16 protein-coding genes are annotated in these 17,240 nt (G+C 68.9%); 7 read left to right on the top strand and 9 right to left on the bottom strand.

All coding sequences use genetic code 11. The features are described from left to right. The first annotated feature begins 180 nt into the window (after positions 1-180). Together SB751_RS18990 and SB751_RS18995 are read left to right on the top strand one after the other, a co-directional pair. Positions 181-1,533 (top strand): nucleobase:cation symporter-2 family protein, encoded by a 1,353-nt coding sequence (locus SB751_RS18990; RefSeq protein ID WP_250025689.1) that lies wholly within the window; start codon positions 181-183, stop codon positions 1,531-1,533. 2 nt (positions 1,534-1,535) lie between these two features. Beyond that, the gene (locus SB751_RS18995; RefSeq protein ID WP_144200960.1) at positions 1,536-2,945 is read left to right on the top strand and encodes an amidohydrolase family protein; all 1,410 of its coding nucleotides are present in this window, start codon (positions 1,536-1,538) and stop codon (positions 2,943-2,945) included. A gap of 36 nt (positions 2,946-2,981) precedes the next feature. On the opposite strand, the gene SB751_RS19000 is transcribed toward SB751_RS18995, so the two are convergent. Next, the gene (locus SB751_RS19000; protein ID WP_144200962.1) at positions 2,982-3,758 is read right to left on the bottom strand and encodes a DUF899 domain-containing protein; all 777 of its coding nucleotides are present in this window, start codon (positions 3,756-3,758) and stop codon (positions 2,982-2,984) included. A 413-nt stretch (positions 3,759-4,171) separates the two neighbouring features. Here SB751_RS19000 and SB751_RS19005 point away from each other — a divergent pair, with 413 nt between their 5' ends. The 3 genes from SB751_RS19005 to SB751_RS19015 are packed head-to-tail and all read left to right on the top strand — an operon-like array spanning position 4,172 to position 7,000. Continuing rightward, entirely contained in the window at positions 4,172-4,915 is a 744-nt protein-coding gene (locus SB751_RS19005) for an acetoacetate decarboxylase (RefSeq protein WP_144200964.1), read from the top strand. 41 nt (positions 4,916-4,956) lie between these two features. Beyond that, a complete protein-coding gene (locus SB751_RS19010) occupies positions 4,957-5,739 on the top strand; it encodes a 3-hydroxybutyrate dehydrogenase (RefSeq protein ID WP_144200966.1) in 783 nt (260 codons plus the stop codon). Positions 5,740-5,797: 58 nt separating this feature from the next. Next, on the top strand, positions 5,798-7,000 hold the full coding sequence (locus SB751_RS19015) for a DUF3734 domain-containing protein (RefSeq protein WP_144200968.1): 1,203 nt from the start codon (positions 5,798-5,800) through the stop codon (positions 6,998-7,000). A 9-nt stretch (positions 7,001-7,009) separates the two neighbouring features. Here SB751_RS19015 and SB751_RS19020 read toward each other — a convergent pair whose 3' ends face one another. From SB751_RS19020 to SB751_RS19045, 6 genes are all read right to left on the bottom strand, one after another. Beyond that, positions 7,010-7,729 carry a response regulator transcription factor gene (locus SB751_RS19020; RefSeq protein WP_281287537.1) on the bottom strand — a complete coding sequence of 240 codons (720 nt, stop codon included), beginning with the start codon at positions 7,727-7,729 and terminating at the stop codon, positions 7,010-7,012. A 232-nt stretch (positions 7,730-7,961) separates the two neighbouring features. Beyond that, entirely contained in the window at positions 7,962-9,167 is a 1,206-nt protein-coding gene (locus SB751_RS19025; protein ID WP_144200970.1) for an NAD(P)/FAD-dependent oxidoreductase, read from the bottom strand. Between the two features lie 257 nt (positions 9,168-9,424). Continuing rightward, entirely contained in the window at positions 9,425-9,925 is a 501-nt protein-coding gene (locus tag SB751_RS19030; protein WP_144200972.1) for an Ohr family peroxiredoxin, read from the bottom strand. Positions 9,926-9,944: 19 nt separating this feature from the next. After that, positions 9,945-10,685: an SDR family oxidoreductase gene (locus SB751_RS19035; RefSeq protein ID WP_144200974.1), complete on the bottom strand. Its 741-nt coding sequence runs from the start codon at positions 10,683-10,685 to the stop codon at positions 9,945-9,947. A gap of 149 nt (positions 10,686-10,834) precedes the next feature. Further along, the gene (locus SB751_RS19040) at positions 10,835-11,806 is read right to left on the bottom strand and encodes a GlxA family transcriptional regulator (RefSeq protein ID WP_244844470.1); all 972 of its coding nucleotides are present in this window, start codon (positions 11,804-11,806) and stop codon (positions 10,835-10,837) included. 4 nt (positions 11,807-11,810) lie between these two features. Then, positions 11,811-12,374 (bottom strand): hypothetical protein, encoded by a 564-nt coding sequence (locus tag SB751_RS19045; RefSeq protein ID WP_144200978.1) that lies wholly within the window; start codon positions 12,372-12,374, stop codon positions 11,811-11,813. A 287-nt stretch (positions 12,375-12,661) separates the two neighbouring features. Here SB751_RS19045 and SB751_RS19050 point away from each other — a divergent pair, with 287 nt between their 5' ends. Further along, positions 12,662-13,276 carry a flavodoxin family protein gene (locus SB751_RS19050; RefSeq protein WP_144200981.1) on the top strand — a complete coding sequence of 205 codons (615 nt, stop codon included), beginning with the start codon at positions 12,662-12,664 and terminating at the stop codon, positions 13,274-13,276. 55 nt (positions 13,277-13,331) lie between these two features. On the opposite strand, the gene SB751_RS19055 is transcribed toward SB751_RS19050, so the two are convergent. Next, on the bottom strand, positions 13,332-15,032 hold the full coding sequence (locus SB751_RS19055; RefSeq protein WP_144200983.1) for an FAD-dependent oxidoreductase: 1,701 nt from the start codon (positions 15,030-15,032) through the stop codon (positions 13,332-13,334). A gap of 177 nt (positions 15,033-15,209) precedes the next feature. On the opposite strand from SB751_RS19055, the gene SB751_RS19060 reads away from it, so the two are divergent. Then, positions 15,210-16,277, top strand: a complete 1,068-nt coding sequence (locus tag SB751_RS19060) for a LysR family transcriptional regulator (protein WP_144201186.1) — start codon at positions 15,210-15,212, stop codon at positions 16,275-16,277. Here the strand turns inward: SB751_RS19060 and SB751_RS19065 are convergent. Further along, on the bottom strand, positions 16,237-17,145 hold the full coding sequence (locus SB751_RS19065) for a LysR family transcriptional regulator (protein WP_144200985.1): 909 nt from the start codon (positions 17,143-17,145) through the stop codon (positions 16,237-16,239). The genes SB751_RS19060 and SB751_RS19065 overlap by 41 nt on opposite strands. Positions 17,146-17,240: the final 95 nt, after the last annotated feature.

Consider the following 17,240-nt stretch of genomic DNA (forward strand, 5'->3'; position numbering starts at 1 on the left):
AGTCAGGGAAACCCGCTGTGCTGTGCCTTTTCGTTTCCGTGCTGGCGGCTTCGCATCGATGCTACGGCCGCCGCGCCGCGCTCGCTACTGTCAGTGCAGGCGGCCACGCGGCCCCCGGCGGCAGCACGGCCCGACCACGATCGGCTGGCCCGCCCTTCCAACATGGCAGGAGACGCCCCCATGCAACCCCCAGTCCACCCCGTCGACCAGATGCTGCCCGCCCGGGCGATGGTCTCGCTCGGCTTCCAGCACATGCTGGTCAGCTACCTCGGCGCCATTGCGGTGCCCATGATCGTGGCCGGCGCGCTCAAGATGACGCCGGCCCAGACCACGCTGCTGATCAGCACCGCGCTGTTCACCTCCGGCATCGCCACGCTGCTGCAAACCGTGGGCGTCTGGAAGTTCGGCGTACGGCTGCCGCTGATGCAGGGCGTGGCGTTCGGCTCCGTGGGGCCGGTCATCGCCATCGGCAGCGACCCCGCGCTGGGCTTCAACGGCGTCTGCGGCGCGGTGATCGGCGCTGGCGTCATCACGCTGTTCCTGGCCCCGGTGATCGGCCGGCTCAAGCGCTTCTTTCCGCCCGTGGTGAGCGGCTGCATCATCACCGCCGTGGGGCTGTCGCTGTTTCCGGTGGCCTACCAGTGGGCCGGCGGCGGGCACGGCGCCAAGGATTTCGGCTCGCCGATGTTCTTCGTGGTGGCGTTCGGCACGGTGGCGCTGATCCTGTTCGTGAACAGCCACGGCGGCAAGCTCGTGCGCAGCCTGGCAGTGCTGATCGGCCTGCTGATGGGCGGCGTGGCGGCGTGGCTGCTCGGCATGGGCAATTTCGACGAGGTGGCGCGTGCGCCCTGGTTCACGCTGGTCACGCCGTTTGCGTTCGGGCTGCCGACCTTCAACGCCGGCGCCATCGCCACCATGGTGATCGTGATGGTGGTGCAGATGGTCGAGTCGATGGGGCTGTTCGTGGCCATCGGCGACATCGTCAAGCGGCCCGTCACCGAGCGCGAGGCCACCAACGGCCTGCGCGCCAACGGGCTGGCCAGCGCCATCGGCGGCATGTTCGCCGCGTTCCCGTTCATCGCCTTCATGGAGAACGTGGGCCTGGTCATCGTTACCGGGGTGCGCAGCCGCTGGGTGGTGGCCACCTGCGGCGTGATGCTCTGCGCGGTGGCGCTGGTGCCGAAGATCGGCGCGCTGTTCTCGTCGATCCCCTCGGCTGCGCTCGGCGGCGCCGCGCTGGTGATGTTCGGCGTGGTGGTCGCGGCGGGCATCCGCACGCTCGGCCAGGTGGACTACGAGCGCAAGCCGGCCAACCTCAGCGTGGTGGCCATCACGCTGGGCTGCGCGCTGATGCCGGTGATCATGCCGTCCCTGCTTGCCAGGCTGCCCGCCGCGCTGCAACCGTTCGTCCACAGCAGCGTGATCATCGCCTGCGTGGTGTCGGTCTTCCTCAACCTGCTGCTCAACGGCATTCCCGTGCGCGACGAGGAGCCGGAGCTGGCCGTCACGCCCGAACACATCGCGGAGATGTAGCCATGACCACCCCTCTCTCCCCTTCCCTTCGCCACGCCCTGCAAGGCAACCTGCTGGTGCGCGGCGCGGCGGCCGTGATGACCGGCCGGGCCGGCGCCGCGGCGCGTGCGGGCGCCGTTGACATCCGCATCCGCGACGGGCGCATCGCCGAACTGGCGGCCGGGCTCGTGCCGGGCGCCGACGAGACGGTCATCGACGCCACCGGCTGCGTGGTCTACCCCGGCTGGGTCAACACCCATCATCACCTGTTCCAGAACCTGCTCAAGGCGGTGCCGGCCGGCATGAATGCCGATCTCCAGGACTGGCTGGCCAGCGTGCCCTACCCCCGGCTGGCGCGCTTCACGCCCGACCTGTTCCGCACGGCGGTGCGGCTGGGCATTGCCGAACTGCTGCTGTCTGGCACCACCACCTGCGCCGACCATCACTACCTCTACCACCACGGCCATGGCGCGGAGACCGGCGACGCGCTGTTCGAGGAAGCCGAAGCGCTCGGCATGCGGCTGGTGCTGTGCCGGGGCGGCGCGATCCAGTCCGCCGGCGACCATCCCGGCATGCGCGCCACGGCGCTGGTGCCGGAGACCCTAGACGAGATGCTCGGCGATATCGAACGTCTGAAGGCCCGCTACCACGATGCCGCGCCAGACGGCCTGCGCCGCGTGGCGGTGGCGCCGACCACGCCCACGTTCTCGCTGCCGCCCGTGCTGCTGCGCGAGGTGGCCGGCTTCGCCCGTGGCATGGGGCTGCGGCTGCACACGCACCTGTCGGAGACTGACAACTACGTGCGCTTCTGCGCGGAGAAGTACCGCTGCACGCCGGTGCAGTTCGTGGCCGACCACGACTGGCTCGGCCCGGACGTCTGGTTCGCCCACCTCGTCACCGTCACGCCGGACGAGATCCGCTTGCTCGGCAGTACCGGCACCGGCATGGCGCACTGCCCGGTCAGCAACGCGCGGCTCGGCAGCGGCATTGCGCCGGTGCGCGCGATGGCCGATGCCGGCGTGCCGGTGTCGATCGGCGTGGATGGCGTGGCGTCGAACGAGTCCGGCAGCATGGTGCACGAGGCCAATTTCGCGTGGCTGGTGCACCGGGCGCTGGGCGGCGCGGCGCAGACCCGCGTGGAAGAGGTCATCCACTGGGGCACGGCCGGCGGCGCGCAGGTGCTGGGCCTGCCCGGCGTGGGCACGCTGGCGCCGGGGCAGTCCGCCGATCTGGCGATCTACGAGGTGGGCGGCCTGCGCTTTGCCGGCTTCCACGACATCGCCACCGCCCCGGTGGCGGCGGGCGAACCCACCCCGGTACGCGACGTGTTCGTGCGCGGCCGGCACGTGGTGCGCCAGGGCGAGGTCGTGGGGCTCGACGTGGACAAGCTGCGCCGCGAGGCGCGCGCGGCGCTGGAAGTGCTGATGGCGTAGGCGCCCCGGCCGAAGGCTTCCCGGGGGGTGCGGCGCTCAGGGCTTCCTGTCCGCCGCCGAGGCTTCACGGAATGCCTTCTCGCCGGCGGTGGAGATCTCCACCCATTTCCTGTCGGGCGGCGCGCCGGCGACGTAGCTGTCGTGCCAGTTCCACCACTTGTAGGTGGGCGTCTGCGGGTAGCCCTCGGGCGAGTCCTCCCAGAGCTCCTGCCGCCCCAGCGGGGTGATGTCGAGGTAGTTCCAGGTGTTGCCCATCTGCTCGTCGCCCCGATTGTTGAGGAAGTAGGTGCGGAAGATGCGGTCGCCGTCGCGGAAGAAAACGTTGGTGCCGTGCCATTCGTCCACGCCGAAGTCGGCATCGAAGCGGTCCGTGATGGTGAACCACGGAATGTCCTCCCAGCCCATGCGCGCCTTCAGCCCGGCGATCTCCGCCTGTGGCCCGCGCGAGACGAATACCAGCGTGGTGTCCCGGGCGTTCAGGTGGGACAGATGGGCGATCTGGTCGGCCACCAGCGAGCAGCCCCGGCAGGCGTGCTCGGGCCAGCCATGCACGCCGGGTTCGTAGAAGGCGCGGTACACGATGAGCTGGCGCCGGCCGTCGAAGAGCTCCGCCAGGCTGACCTGGCCGGCGGGCCCCTCGAAGGTGTACGTCTTGTCCACCGCCATCCACGGCATGCGGCGGCGCTCGGCGGCCAGCGCATCGCGCGCGCGGGTCTGGGCCTTCTCCTTCACCAGCAGCTGCTGGCGTGCCGCCTCCCAGGCGTCCGGCGATACCACCGGCGGGGTCTTCATGTCCTTGCTTGATGTCGTCATGGTTCGCAATCTCCTGTGCGTCCTGTGCGTGCTGTGCGTCCTGTGCGGGGCGATCCCAGCCTAGTTTGGCACCCGGCACCGGGATTGGGGAGTAACAAGGCTGACGGGATTCCGTAGGGCTGCGGTTCCGTTCGCACGCCCGCCTGTGTCGGCGTCGTCACAATCCATCACCCGTCCGGCAGCATCGGGTACACCTCCGGGATGATCGCGCCGCCGTCCGGTATAGCGCCGGACCGCCCGCCAACCGCCCCCATCCGCCGCCAGCCCTTGCCAGCACTGGCCGCGCGGCGATAGATACCCACGTCTGATGGATTCCCCTCCGCCGGCCTTCCAGAATGAACCGGACCGTCACGGCTCGCTGTCATGGGGACAGCGGGGCCGCGGCACGGACCGCCTTCAGGAGGCACAAGCACATGGACGTCCAGACCATCCGGGCGCGCGCGTTCGCCGCACCGTTTTGCAGCCCGGCCTATCCGATGGGACCGTACCGCTTTCTCCAGCGGGAGTTCTTCGTCATCTCCTACCGCACCGATCCCGCGCGGCTGCGCGCCGTGGTGCCGGAGCCGCTTGAGATGGCCGAGCCGGTGGTCCACTACGAGTTCATCCGCATGCCGGACTCCACCGGCTTTGGCGACTACACCGAGTCCGGCCAGGTGATTCCGGTGATGTACCAGGGCCGGCGCGGCAACTACACCCATGCGATGTTCCTCGACGATCACCCGCCGCTGGCAGCCGGGCGCGAGCTTTGGGGCTTTCCGAAGAAGCTGGCCACGCCGCGCCTGGAGGTGGAGACCGACACGCTGCTGGGCACGCTCGACTACGGCCCCGTGCGCGTGGCCACCGGCACCATGGGCTACAAGCACCAGGCGCTGGACCCGCAGGAGGTGCGCGACGCCCTGGCGAACACGCCCAACTACCTGCTCAAGATCATCCCCCATGTGGACGGCACCGCCCGTATCTGCGAGCTGGTCTGCTACTTCCTCAAGGACGTGGATGTGAAGGGCGCCTGGAGCGGCCCGGCGGCGCTGTCGCTGTTCCCCCATGCGCTGGCCCCGGTGGCCGACCTGCCCGTGCTCGAGGTGCTGGGCGCGAAGCATTACGTGGCCGACCTGACCCTCGGGCTGGGCGAGGTGGTCTACGACTACCTCCAGCGCTAGCCCCAATCCCTCCCCCTTCCCTTTTTTACGGAGAAACAAACATGAAGCTCCAAGGTAAATCGGCCATCGTGACCGGCGCGGCAAGCGGCATCGGCAAGGCCATCGCAGAACGGTTGGCCCGCGAGGGCGCGGCGGTGGCCGTGGCCGACCTCAACGCGGACGCCGCGCGCAAGGTGGCCGCCGGGATCGAGGCCGCTGGCGGCCTGGCCATGAGCGTGGCCATGGACGTGACCAACGAGGACGCCGTCGAGTCCGCCACGGCGGCGGTGGCGGACCGCTTCGGCGGTGTGGACATCCTGATCTCCAACGCGGGCATCCAGATCGTCGCCCCGATCCACGAATACAGCTTCGCGGACTGGAAGCGCATGCAGGCCATCCACCTCGACGGCGCTTTCCTGACCACGCGCGCGGCGCTCAAGCACATGTACCGCGACAACCAGGGCGGCACCGTGATCTACATGGGCTCGGTCCACTCGCACGAGGCCTCGCCGCTGAAGTGCGCCTACGTGGCGGCCAAGCACGGGCTGCTGGGCCTGGCGCGCGTGGTGGCCAAGGAAGGCGGCGAGCACAACGTGCGCTCGCACGTGATCTGCCCCGGCTTCGTGCGCACGCCGCTGGTGGACAAGCAGATCCCGGAGCAGGCACGCGAGCTGGGCATCAGCGAGGAGGAAGTGGTGCGCCGCGTGATGCTGGGCGGCACCGTGGATGGTGTCTTCACCACCGTGGAAGACGTGGCCGAGACGGCGCTGTTCCTGTGCGCCTACCCTTCCGCCGCGCTGACCGGACAGTCGTTCGTGGTCAGCCACGGCTGGTACATGCAGTAAGGGCGACGGGGGCGCCCCGTGCAGGGGCGCCCCATGCCAACCGAAGCGAGGAGAAGACATGTTTCTCGACAAGCAGCACCTGCAGGGCAGCTCCGGCGGCGCGCGGGCAAGCATCGAAATAGATCGCGGCTATGCCGTGCGGGCGCTGGTGCTGCAAGGCGGCGGCGCGCTGGGCTCCTATCAGGCGGGCGTCTATGAGGGGCTGGCCGAGGCCGGGATCGAGCCGAACTGGGTAGCGGGCATCTCCATCGGCGCGCTGAACGCCGCCATCATCGCCGGCAACGCGCCCGAGCACCGCGTGGCGCGGCTGCGTGATTTCTGGGCCCATATCTGCCGCCAGCCCTGGCTGCCCAGCCTGATCCCGTACGAGACCATAGCCGACAGCGCCCAGCACTGGCCAGACCCGCTGCGGATCTGGTTCGATGGCATCGAGGCCGCGCGCGCACTGGTCGAGGGCCAGCGCGGCTTCTTCTCGCCGCGCCTGTGGCGCGTGCCGGGCGCCGGCAGCGCAAGCTACTACGACACCTCGCCGCTGAAGGCGACGCTGGAGCGCTTTGCCGACTTCGACCGCATCAACCGCCATGCCGAGATGCGGGTCTCCCTGGGCGCCGTGAACGTACGCACGGGCAACTTCGTCTATTTCGACAACACCAGGACCACGCTGCGTGCCGAGCACTTCATGGCGTCCGGCGCGCTGCCGCCCGGCTTTCCGGCCGTGGAGATCGACGGCGAGTACTACTGGGACGGCGGCCTGGTCTCCAACACGCCGCTGTCGGCCATCCTGCGGGCCAAGCCCCGTCGCAACGCACTGATCTTCCAGGTGGACCTGTGGAGCGCCCAGGGGGCGCTACCGGAAGACCTGATGGCGGTGGCCACGCGCCAGAAGGACGTTCAGTACTCCAGCCGCACGCGCCTGATTACCGACTCCATGAGCGAGCAGCAGAACTTCCGCCGCCTGCTCAGCGACGTGCTGGCGCTGGTGCCCCCGGCGCGCCGCCAGAGCGAGGCCTACCTGCGCGCCGCCGAAAGCGCGTGCGACGCGCGCCGCAACGTGATCCAGCTGATCTACCGCGACAAGTCGTTCGAAGGCAGCGCGAAGGACTTCCAGTTCGGGCCGCTGACGATGAAGGAACACTGGACCAGCGGGCTGGACGATATCCGCGGCACGCTGGACCGTCCGGAATGGCTGGCCATGCCCACGCATGAGACGCCGTTCGTGACGCACGACATCCATCGGCGCCAGGCCGAGGGCGCTCGGTAACTCGGTCACTCAGTAGCCCATCGCCGCCGGCCGGGCCGCGCCATCCCCCGGGCGCGACCCGGCCGGGCTGGTCTCGCGCGGCGGGCACAGGCCCAGCTCCAGCGCCATCTTCACGAGATCGGCAAAGGTCCGCGCCGCCATCTTGCGCATGGCCCGGGCGCGATGGATCTTGATGGTGACCTCGCTGATCCCCATTTTTCCGGCAATCTGCTTGTTCATCAGGCCCGAGGCGGCCAGTATCATCACTTCGCGCTCGCGCTCGCTGAGCGTGGTGTAGCGCGCGCGCAGGTCGTCGCCACACTGCAGCGCCTGGCGCTTGGTGCGATCCATGGCAATCGCCGCCGACACCGCGTCGAGGAAATCCTGGTCGCGGAAGGGCTTGGTGAGAAAGTCCACCGCGCCAGCCTTCATCGCCCGCACCGACATCTCGATATCGCCATGGCCGGTGATGAAGATCACCGGCAGGCACAGGCCGCGCTGGTTGATCTCGCGCTGCACCTCCAGCCCGTTGGCCACCCTCAGGCGCACGTCCAGCACCACGCAGCTGGGCGAGTCGTCGATGGGCGCTGCCAGGAACGCCTCCGCAGTGAGGAAGGAGCGCGAGCGCATGCCGACCGAGCGGAGCAGGTTCACGAGGGCATCGTTCATGCCGGGGTCGTCATCGACGATGTAGATCAGCGGTTCGGGGGCGGCGCGCCCGTGAGGGGACTTCGGTGGCAGGGGGTTCACGATGGGCTCCGGGGCTTGCAGGCAACAATTCTCAGTTGCAGGAAGTCTAGGCAGGCCCGCGACGCCCAACAAGACGCATGCCGGGGAGGCCGCGTTTCCAAGTCCGCACCAATCGCCCGGATACACAGGACGAATAACCCCGGAGGACGAAAAAAACCGACGGCCCCGGAGGAGGAAGCCGTCGGTTAAACGGGATGGAGGAGACGGGACGGAGAGAAGCGGAGCGGGAGGCTTAGTACGTGATGTTCGGGTCCCCGGCGGCCAGCGCCTGCTCGCGCACCGGAGCGGGCGGGTAGATCCACTGGGTGTTGATCACCATCTTACGTTCCTTGCCTTCGGCGTGGGTCAGCTTGACCTGGCGGTCCCAGCCTTCGGTGTAGACCGCGCCCCAGCTGCCCAGGTCCAGACAGGTGGCGTAGAACGCCTGGCTGTAGCCGAGGGTCGGCAGGCCCAGCAGGTCCGCGGCCACGTTATGGCCGGCAAAGCGCCCCATGAACAGCGCGTGCTGGCAGGACATCAGCGAGTAGTGGCCCTGGTCGTCGGTGAGCGCGCGCACCACGTCGCCGGCGCCGAAGATGTCCTTGGCGCCGATCACGCGGAGGTCAGGCGTCACCTCCAAGCGGCCCTGGCGGTCCAGGTTCGGCGACACCTGCCTGGTCAGCGTGCTGGCTACCATGCCGCCGGTCCAGATGATGGTGTCGGTATCGATGCGCTCGCCGGTGGCCGTGACCACGCCGGTGGCATCCATCGACACCACGCCGGCGCCCAGGCGGGTTTCGATGCGGAGCTGGTCGAGGGCTTCCAGAATCTGCGGACGCGGGCCCGGGCCGAGATCGGGGCCGATGGCCTCGTTACGCTCCACCACCACGATGCGCGGCTGGTAATCCTTGCCGAAGATGGCGCGCAGGCGGCCCGGCAGCTCGGTCGCCACTTCCAGGCCGGTGAAGCCGCCACCGACCACCACAAAGGTATCGCGGGCGGCCGTGCGCGGGCGCGCGGCCAGGCCCTGCAGGTGCTCGCGCAGCTTCACGGCCTCGTCGATCTGGTCCACCGCGAAGGCATGCTCGGTCAGGCCCGGCAGGGGCGGACGGAACAGGCGGCTGCCGCTGGTCAGCACCAGGCGGTCATAGCCGACCGAGCGCGTGTCGCCGGAAGTGGTGATCACATCGACGCTGTGGTCGCCCGGATGAATCCGGTCCACGGTGCCTTCGATGAACTTCACGTTGACCGCGTTCAGCAGCGGCAGCAGCGGCACGGCCATCTGCTCGGGATGGGCTTCATGCAGGCGGGGACGCACGTGCAGCTCGGCCTTGGGCGACACCAGCGTGATCTCGACCACGGTGTCCGCGCCGCGCTCCATATCGACGACGCGCGCCGCGCCGAGTGCGGACCAGACGCCGGCGAAGCCGCCGCCCACAATCAGAATCCTTTGTTTCATGGTCGTTTCCTCTTTGTCTCAGCCAGGGGTACCGCCGGGCACCGCAGCGATGGGATATCTACGGGAGGGCAGGGCACCGCCGCAGTGCGGGGACACGGCGGCGGTGCGGCTTGGTTGCCGTCCTGCTTGGGGTGAATCGTAGGGGGTGGCGCGGTGGTCCGGAAGTGCCGCCGCGGTACGCACGCTGTTGCCGCGCAGGCACCAATCGGCGGTGTACTTGGGCGGTGTACCCCGGGCGGTGCACCCGGGCGGTGTACTCAGTGGGCGACGGCGATGACGCTGCGCATCCCCTCGCGGGCCATCTTGGCGTAGGGGCACATGCGCTCGGTGTTGCGCACGAGTTCCTCGGCCACGTGCCGCTCTACACCCGGCATGCGGATGCGGACGTCCGCGATCAGCGCGTAGGCGCCATCGGCGGGGTCGCGCCCGAACGCGACCTCGACGGCCACGGTCATCGCCGCGACATCGACGTGCGCGCGCTTCGCGATCAGGCTCAGCGCGCCGTGGAAGCAGGCGGCGTAGCCCGCCGCGAACAGCTGCTCGGGATTGGTGCCGCTGCCCGGGCCGCCCAGCGCGGCAGGCAGCCGCAGGTCGAGCATGAGATTGCCGTCATCGGATCTCGCCACGCCGGACGCACGGCCGTGCTCTGCCGGGCCCCCCGACACCGTGACCGTGGTCGTATAGAGCGCGGTGAAGCCCTGGCCCCGGTATCGGTCGAGCAGCGTCAGCGGTGGAGGTTCCAACCTCTCGTTTTCCATCGTGTCTCCCGGATGGTTGTTAACGATGCATCCAGTCGCTGAAGCTGATGTGGCCGAGCCGCGCCTCCCCTTCCGGCACCAGGGTGCCTTCTTCGAGTTCGGCGCCGAAGTAGCGCGCGGCCGGATCGGCCACGGCGATCTTGGCAGCGCCAGTGGCCTTGAGGTAGCGCTGCACGAGGTCGCTCATCTGGAAGCGTTCCGGCCCGGCGATTTCGACGATGCCGTTGACCGGCGCGGCCAGGGCGGCGTCCGCCACGGCGTCTGCCACGTCATCGGAAGCAATCGGCTGGATCAGCGCGGGCGTGATGCGCAGCGTGTCGCTGTCCCCCGCCGACTGGACGATGGCGCCGAGAAATTCGAGGAATTGCGTGGAGCGGACGATGGTGTAGGGGATGCCGGCGCCCCGGATCAGCGCTTCCTGGGCGATCTTGCCGCGGAAGTAGCCGCTCTGCGCGAGCTTGTCCGTGCCGACCACCGACAGCGCCACGTGGTGGGCGACCCCGGCGGCTTTCTCGGCAGCGGCCAGGTTGCGGCCGGACGTCTCGAAGAAGTGCAGCACCGCGTCGTCCGCGAACGACGGCGAGTTCGCCACGTCTACCACCACCTGCGCGCCGGCCAGCGCCGTGTCCAGCCCTTCGCCGGTCAGCGCGTTGACGCCGGTTTTCGGCGAGGCCGCCACCACGTCATGACCTTGCGCGACGAGCCGCGCCACGACCTTCGCGCCAATCAGGCCGCTACCGCCAATGACCACAATCTTCATGATGCTTCTCCTTGCTGGATGCTGCGTTGCCGAGGGGGGATGAATCCACCCTCATGCTAGACACCGGCATCGCGCCGCGCCAGCCCGACGCAAAGCGCACGGTGTTTCCAAATTCGCACCAATCACAAGGAGACGTACAAGGGGAAAGGCTAGCGGTTCACCTGCAGGCGGTACTCGCTGGGGGAGAGGCCGAAGTGGCGCTGGAAGGTCACGCGCATGCGTTCCTCACTGCCGAAGCCGCATTCGTGGGCAATCTGGTCGATGGCCCGGTTCTGGTCCTGGAGCGCCCGCCGGGCCGCTTCGAGCCGGAACAGCTCCACGCCCTTGGCCGGCGTGCGGCCGGTCTTCTGCTTGTAGACCCGCGCGAAGTTGCGCGGGCTCATGCCGACATAGTCGGCCAGCTGCTCGACGGAAAGCTCGGCCCGGGACAGGTTTTGCACGATCCACATATGGAGCGACTCGAACACCGGCACCTGCCGGCTCTGCGTGATCAGCATCTCGCTCAATTGCGGCTGCGCGCCGGGCCGCTTCATGTACACCGCGAGTTCCTTCGCGGTGTTCAGCGCCACCTCGTGGCCATAGTCGGCCTCCACCATGGCGAGCGCGAGGTCGATGCCGGTGGTGACGCCGGCCGAGGTCCAGAGCTGCTGCTGCTGCACGAAGATGGCGTCGGCGTCCAGGTCCACGCTGGGAAACAGCTGGTGGAAGCGGTCGCGCATCGCCCAGTGGGTAGTGGCGCGCTTGCCGTCGAGCAGGCCGGCAAAGCCCAGCAGGAAGGCCCCGGTGCATACGGACGCCACGCGCCGCACCCTCGCCGGCGCGTCGTGCAGCCAGGCAATCAGCGTTGCGGAGTGCTGGGCCACGTCGATGATCTTCGGCGAGCCCGGCACCACCACCGTGTCGACCAGGCGCAGATCGAATGTCTCCAGCGATTCGACATGCATCATCGTGCCTTCCGCCGAGGGTACGGCGCCCCCCGCAACGCTCGCGGTATGGCAGCGGTAGCCGGCCAGCCCGCGCTCGTGCGCGTAGCGGGAAGCGGCCCAGAACACGGTCTGCGGCCCGGCCAGGTCGAGCAGACTCACCTCGGGATAGACCACGAACAGAATATTGCGTGGCATCTCTTCAATGTTCCCTGCGGGTGGCGGAGGTGTCTGGCCCATGGCTCGTAGCGCTGAAATCGGTGGATGTTAGGTCATGCGGGCAATCTGATGCAAGACCGTGACCGGCTGATGTCTGGCTGCCTGGCGGACCCGGCGGCACGTGGCGCAGGTCGATGACGGCCTGCACCAGCGCAGGGCGTTCGACCATGCCGAGGTAGGCACCGTCCCGGGTCACGACCAGCGGGTCTGCCGGGTGCCGGTGCAACAGCGGCGTCAGCGCCCGCGCCAGCTCGATGACCGTGGCATCGATGCAGAGCCGGTGCGGCGCTTGCGAGACGAACTGCGCGCAGCATTCGCGATGGATCCAGCCCCGGTAGCACGGCAGCCGCACCACATCGCCAATCAGCTCGCGGCAGATCACCCCCACCGGCACCTCCCCCCTCAGCACGGCCACCGCGCTGGCGGCGGGGTGCTGGGCGAGGATTCGTAGCGCGTCGCCCAGGCACTGGGTGTGCTGCACGGCGGGAATTCGGCGCAGGAGGGTCGGCAGCACAGCAATTGGCACGCGATACGGGTCTTGTCTCATCGGGGAGTCTGAGGCCCACGCTGACGCAGGCAAGATCGGGACACTGTCAGAGCGAGTCTAGTCAGGCGCGGGATGGTGAACAAGACACCTGGCGCGTCCAACGGCGTTTCCCCGTATGCACCAATCGCCCGGCCGATGCCCGGCACGTGCCGCGTGCGGCTGGCAGCTTGGCAGGAAATCTGGGAACGCTGTCATTTACGGCACATGGGGCCGAAATTACCATCGAAGCAAGTCCTGAAACAGGCCGCAATACCGGCCCGCATCGAAGTCTTTAGTGAGAAGCAAGCATGAATAACGCAGTACGCGTCGCGGTGGTGTACCACAGCGGATATGGCCACACGCGCCGACAGGCGGAAGCCGTGCACGCGGGCGCAGGCAGTGTCATGGGGGTACGGAGCGTGCTGATTCCCGTGGAGGAGATCGACGCGCACTGGAAGGACCTGGAATCGGTCGACGCGGTCATCTTCGGCACGCCCACCTATATGGGTAGCGCCTCGGCGCAATTCAAGGCGTTCATGGACGCGTCGTCGCAGACCGTGTTCGCCACCGGCGCCTGGAAGGACAAGGTGGCCGCCGGCTTCACCAACGCGGCCTCGCGCTCCGGTGACAAGCTGAATACGCTGCAGCAACTGGCGATCTACGCCGCGCAGCTGGGCATGCACTGGGTCAACCTGGGCCTGCCGCCCGGGCACAACCATTCCGGCTCCACCGAAGACAGCATGAATCGCCACGGCTACTTCCTCGGCGCGGCGGCCCAGAGCGATGCGGATGTCTGCGCCGATGACGGCGCCACCGCGGCGGACCTCAAGACCTCGGCCTACCTGGGCGCTCGCGTGGCCCGCGTGGCCCTGCAACTGGCAGCCGGACGGGCGGAACTGGCCAAGCTGTCGCTGGCGGCGTAGTCACCAGGCGGCGCACGCGGCGCCTGCCGGGGCGGGCGCACTCAGGTGGGCGCCCTCAGGCCGCTTCCTGCGCGGCAGCCAGGTAGCCGTGGATCTGTGACACGACCACGGCCCCTTCGCCCACGGCAGTGGCCACGCGCTTGGTCGAGCCGGACCTGACATCGCCGATGGCGAACACGCCCGGCACGCAGGTTTCCAGTGTGTTGGTCGGCTGGCCGGCCTGGGCGCCCGTCAGCACGAAGCCCTTTTGATCGAGCCCCACCTGGCAACCGCCCAGCCACGCCGTATTCGGCTCGGCGCCGGTGAACAGGAACACATGTTGAATCGCTTTTTTCTCTTCCACGCCCGTTTCGCGGTTGCGGAGCACCACGCCGGTGAGCCGGGCGTCACCGCTCAGGCCCACCAGTTCGGTGTGCGCATGCACCGTGATGTTGGGCTGCGCGGCGATGCGGTCGATCAGGTATCGGGACATGCTCTGTTCGAGGCTCGGCCCACGGATCACGATATGCACATGCGCGGCGTGCGCGCCAAGGAACACGGCGGCCTGGCCGGCGGAGTTGCCGCCGCCCACCAGCACCACTTCCTGTCTGGCGCAAAGCTTGGCTTCCACCGGCGATGCCCAGTAATAGAGTCCCCGGCCCTCGTACGTCGCCCGGTTGGGGATCGGCGGGCGACGGTAGGCGGCGCCGCTGGCGATGATCACCGTGCGCGCGCGCACCGTCTCGCCGGCCTTGGTGCGCACTTTGAGCACCGTGCCGCATTCCAGCCGGTCGACTTCGACAGGACTCGCGATATGCGCGCCGAATTTCTGCGCCTGGGCATACGCATTGGCGGTCAGGGCGTGGCCGGAAATGCCCGCCGGAAAGCCGAGGTAGTTCTCGATGCGCGCGCTGGCGCCTGCCTGCCCACCGGGCGAGAGGGCGTCCAGCACGATCACGCGCAGGCCCTCGGACGCCGCGTAGACGGCGGCGGCCAGTCCGGCCGGGCCGGCGCCGACGATGCCGACGTCGTAGACGCGGTCCTTGTCGAGTTCGGGCAGCAGCCCGAGGCAGGCCAGCACCTGCGTGGCGTCCGGGCGGCGCAGCACCGTGCCGTTGGGGCAGATCATCAGCGGAAGATCCGCTTCGTGGGCTTCGAACTTGCGCAGCATGCCGGCCGCGTCCTCGTCGGTGTCGAGGTCGAACACCGAGTAGGGGTAGTTGTTGCGGCGCAGCAGCGCCTGGAGTTCGACCATGGCGGCGTCGCTGCCGTGGCCGACCAGCGACGGGCCGCGTCCGCGCTGGATCATCGCCGAGCGGCGCAGGATCAGCGCCTGCATGATCAGTTCGCCGAGCACCGCCTCCGCCACCATCAGGGAGCGCAGGCAGGCCGGGCGCACGACGATGGCCCGTACATCCTCCATGGCGATGCCGTCCACCAGTTCCGGCATGCCGGAGAGCTGGCCGATCTCGGCCAGGAAGTTGCCCGGGCCGTGCTCCACGACCAGCGCGCTGTCGCCGATGCCGTCACGCTGGACGATGCGCACGCGCCCTTCCACCACCAGCACCAGGCCGCTGGCCGGGTCGCCGGTGCGCACCACCAGTTCGCCGGCACGCCAGGTCCGTTCAGCGCCATAAGGCGCGATCCGGGCGATGTCGGCGGCGCTCAGGTGCGGATACATCTGCCGACGATGAAACGCGACGACCGGTGCGGCCGATTGCTCTCCCGACGCATCACCAGCGGCGGCGGAAGTGAGGGGGGTCGGGAGGGTGTCCATGGCGGTTGAGGGTGAGGTGGTCTTGGATTGCAGAGTAGCAGTCCGGCCCCGGAAACTCAGTCATGCACTGGGCCACTGCCGTACGACTTACGTATATCGATCCACAACCGCTTTGACTGGGGAACAGCAGGAATGAACCGATCCGACACATTGGACCCGGCGGCAGGCGCGGCATCGATGGTCCCGACAACGCCCCTGGCGCCCGTGGCGCCCGCGGCGCCCGCAGAGGCCGTGGAACGTGGCTTCCGCGTCAGCCTGCCAAATCGCGCCGATGCGCTGTCCACGGGCTTTGCCGCGAGCTACGCGGGCATCATGGCCTTCATGGCGGTGGCCAGCGAGGGCAGCTTCGCCAAGGCTGGCGAGCGCCTCGGCATCGGCCGCTCGGCGGTGAGCCGCAACGTGCAGAAGCTGGAGACGCAGCTGAGCACGCGGCTGTTCCTGCGCACCACCCGCACCACGCAGCTGACGCGCGAGGGCCAGCGTTTCTTCGAGAATTGTCATCAGGGCGTCACGCACATCGTGGAGGCCATGAACGACATGCTGGAGCTGCGCGAAGGCCCGCCGCGCGGCATGATCCGCATCAGCGCCACCGTGGGCTTTGGCCGGAAGGTGGTGGCGCCGCTGCTGGAGCGCTTCATGGCGGCCTATCCGGAGATCGCCATCGAACTGCTGCTAGACGACCGGCCCACCGACTTCGCCTCCGAGCAGGTCGACGTGGCCTTCCGCAACGGGCGCATCGAGGATTCGAGCATCATCGCCAAGCAGCTGATTCCGATGCAGATCGCGCTGTGCGCGTCGCCGGCCTATGTGGCGCGGCATGGCCTGCCCGATACGATCGAGGCGCTGGGCCGGCACGCCTGCATCAACTTCCGCTTTGCCAGCGGGCGGGTGTTCGAGTGGGAGTTCAAGGTGGATGGGCAGGTGCGCAAGGTCATGCCCACCGCCCGGCTCACCTTCAACGATTCCGATCTGGTCCTGCACGCGGTGCTGCAGGGCTGGGGCATCGCGCAGCTGGCCGGGTACCAGATCGCCGAGCCCCTCGCCGCCGGGCAGCTGGTGGTGGCGATGGCCCGCTACGCGCCCGACGACCGCGGGCACTACCTCTGCTACCTGAGCCGGCAGCACCTGCCCACGCGCATCCGCGTGTTTATCGATTTCATGACCGACGCGATCCGCGCGCAGGCGCTGAACTGCCTGACCGACTTCAATCCGGAGCCGGCCCTGTCTCCGAGCCCGATCGCCTGAGCGCCGCCGCCACGAAGTCGATGAACACCTTCGCCCGGGCAGGCAGGCGCCGCCCGAAGCCGTGCAGCACCTGCAGCGGCACGGGCCGCAGGGCCACGTCCGGCAGCACCACGCGCAGCCGGTTGGCGTCGAGATCGGCCTGCACGGCCGTGCGCAGGATCTGGGCGATGCCGAGCCCGTTGACGGCGGCGGTGCGCAGCGCCTCACCACTGTCGGAGTCGAACGCGCCTTCCAGCGGCACGCGCGCGCCATCGGCAAAGGCAATCGGCACCACCTGCCCGGCCAGCCGGTAGCGCACGTGCCGGTGCGCGGCGAGATCCGCCACCGTGCGCGGCACGCCGTGCCGTGCCAGATAGTCCGGGGATGCCACCAGCACCAGCGGCAGGTCCGCCAGCGGCTTCGCAAACAGGCCGCTGTCGGCCACCTGCCCGGCGCGCAGGGCCAGGTCGAAGCCTTCGCGGATCAGGTCGACATGCTGGTCGCTGACGCTGACCTCCAGTGCCAGGCGGGGATGGCGCGGCATCAGGATGGCCGTGACCGGCCCCAGCAAGGAGCGCGCAAGGTCGCTCGGCATGCTGATGCGCAGCTTGCCCACCGCCGTGGACGGGGTGCCCAGCACCTCGGCGGCCTCCTCCAGCCCCCGCACCAGCGACGCCACGCGCCCGTAGTAGGCCTGCCCCTCGTCGGTCAGCACGCAGGCGCGCGTCGAGCGGTGGAACAGCTTCACGCCCAGCCGCGCCTCCAGCCGCGCAATGCTCTTGGACACCGCCGAAGGCGTGGTGCCGAGCCGCCGCGCGGCGGCCGTGAACGAGCCCGCTTCCACGGCGCGGACGAAGGCGGACAGGCCATGCAGGCGTTCAATCGACATAGATGACAGATTGGCACAAGTGAAGGGCCCATTGTAGGGCTGGGACGCCCCGGACGGCTCTGGCTAAATGCGTGGGCAAACCCATCAGGGCTATC

Origin of the sequence: Cupriavidus sp. SIMBA_020, from assembly GCF_046535395.1 — a bacterium.
GTDB lineage: Bacteria > Pseudomonadota > Gammaproteobacteria > Burkholderiales > Burkholderiaceae > Cupriavidus > Cupriavidus campinensis.

Excerpts from the sequence above, each read along its gene's own strand:
- SB751_RS18990 (WP_250025689.1), top strand. The coding sequence starts at position 181 with ATGCAACCCCCAGTCCACCCCGTCGACCAGATGCTGCCCGCCCGGGCG.
- SB751_RS18995 (WP_144200960.1), top strand. The coding sequence starts at position 1,536 with ATGACCACCCCTCTCTCCCCTTCCCTTCGCCACGCCCTGCAAGGCAAC.
- SB751_RS19000 (WP_144200962.1), bottom strand. The coding sequence starts at position 3,758 with ATGACGACATCAAGCAAGGACATGAAGACCCCGCCGGTGGTATCGCCG.
- SB751_RS19005 (WP_144200964.1), top strand. The coding sequence starts at position 4,172 with ATGGACGTCCAGACCATCCGGGCGCGCGCGTTCGCCGCACCGTTTTGC.
- SB751_RS19010 (WP_144200966.1), top strand. The coding sequence starts at position 4,957 with ATGAAGCTCCAAGGTAAATCGGCCATCGTGACCGGCGCGGCAAGCGGC.
- SB751_RS19015 (WP_144200968.1), top strand. The coding sequence starts at position 5,798 with ATGTTTCTCGACAAGCAGCACCTGCAGGGCAGCTCCGGCGGCGCGCGG.
- SB751_RS19025 (WP_144200970.1), bottom strand. The coding sequence starts at position 9,167 with ATGAAACAAAGGATTCTGATTGTGGGCGGCGGCTTCGCCGGCGTCTGG.
- SB751_RS19030 (WP_144200972.1), bottom strand. The coding sequence starts at position 9,925 with ATGGAAAACGAGAGGTTGGAACCTCCACCGCTGACGCTGCTCGACCGA.
- SB751_RS19035 (WP_144200974.1), bottom strand. The coding sequence starts at position 10,685 with ATGAAGATTGTGGTCATTGGCGGTAGCGGCCTGATTGGCGCGAAGGTC.
- SB751_RS19040 (WP_244844470.1), bottom strand. The coding sequence starts at position 11,806 with ATGCCACGCAATATTCTGTTCGTGGTCTATCCCGAGGTGAGTCTGCTC.
- SB751_RS19045 (WP_144200978.1), bottom strand. The coding sequence starts at position 12,374 with ATGAGACAAGACCCGTATCGCGTGCCAATTGCTGTGCTGCCGACCCTC.
- SB751_RS19050 (WP_144200981.1), top strand. The coding sequence starts at position 12,662 with ATGAATAACGCAGTACGCGTCGCGGTGGTGTACCACAGCGGATATGGC.
- SB751_RS19055 (WP_144200983.1), bottom strand. The coding sequence starts at position 15,032 with ATGGACACCCTCCCGACCCCCCTCACTTCCGCCGCCGCTGGTGATGCG.
- SB751_RS19060 (WP_144201186.1), top strand. The coding sequence starts at position 15,210 with ATGGTCCCGACAACGCCCCTGGCGCCCGTGGCGCCCGCGGCGCCCGCA.
- SB751_RS19065 (WP_144200985.1), bottom strand. The coding sequence starts at position 17,145 with ATGTCGATTGAACGCCTGCATGGCCTGTCCGCCTTCGTCCGCGCCGTG.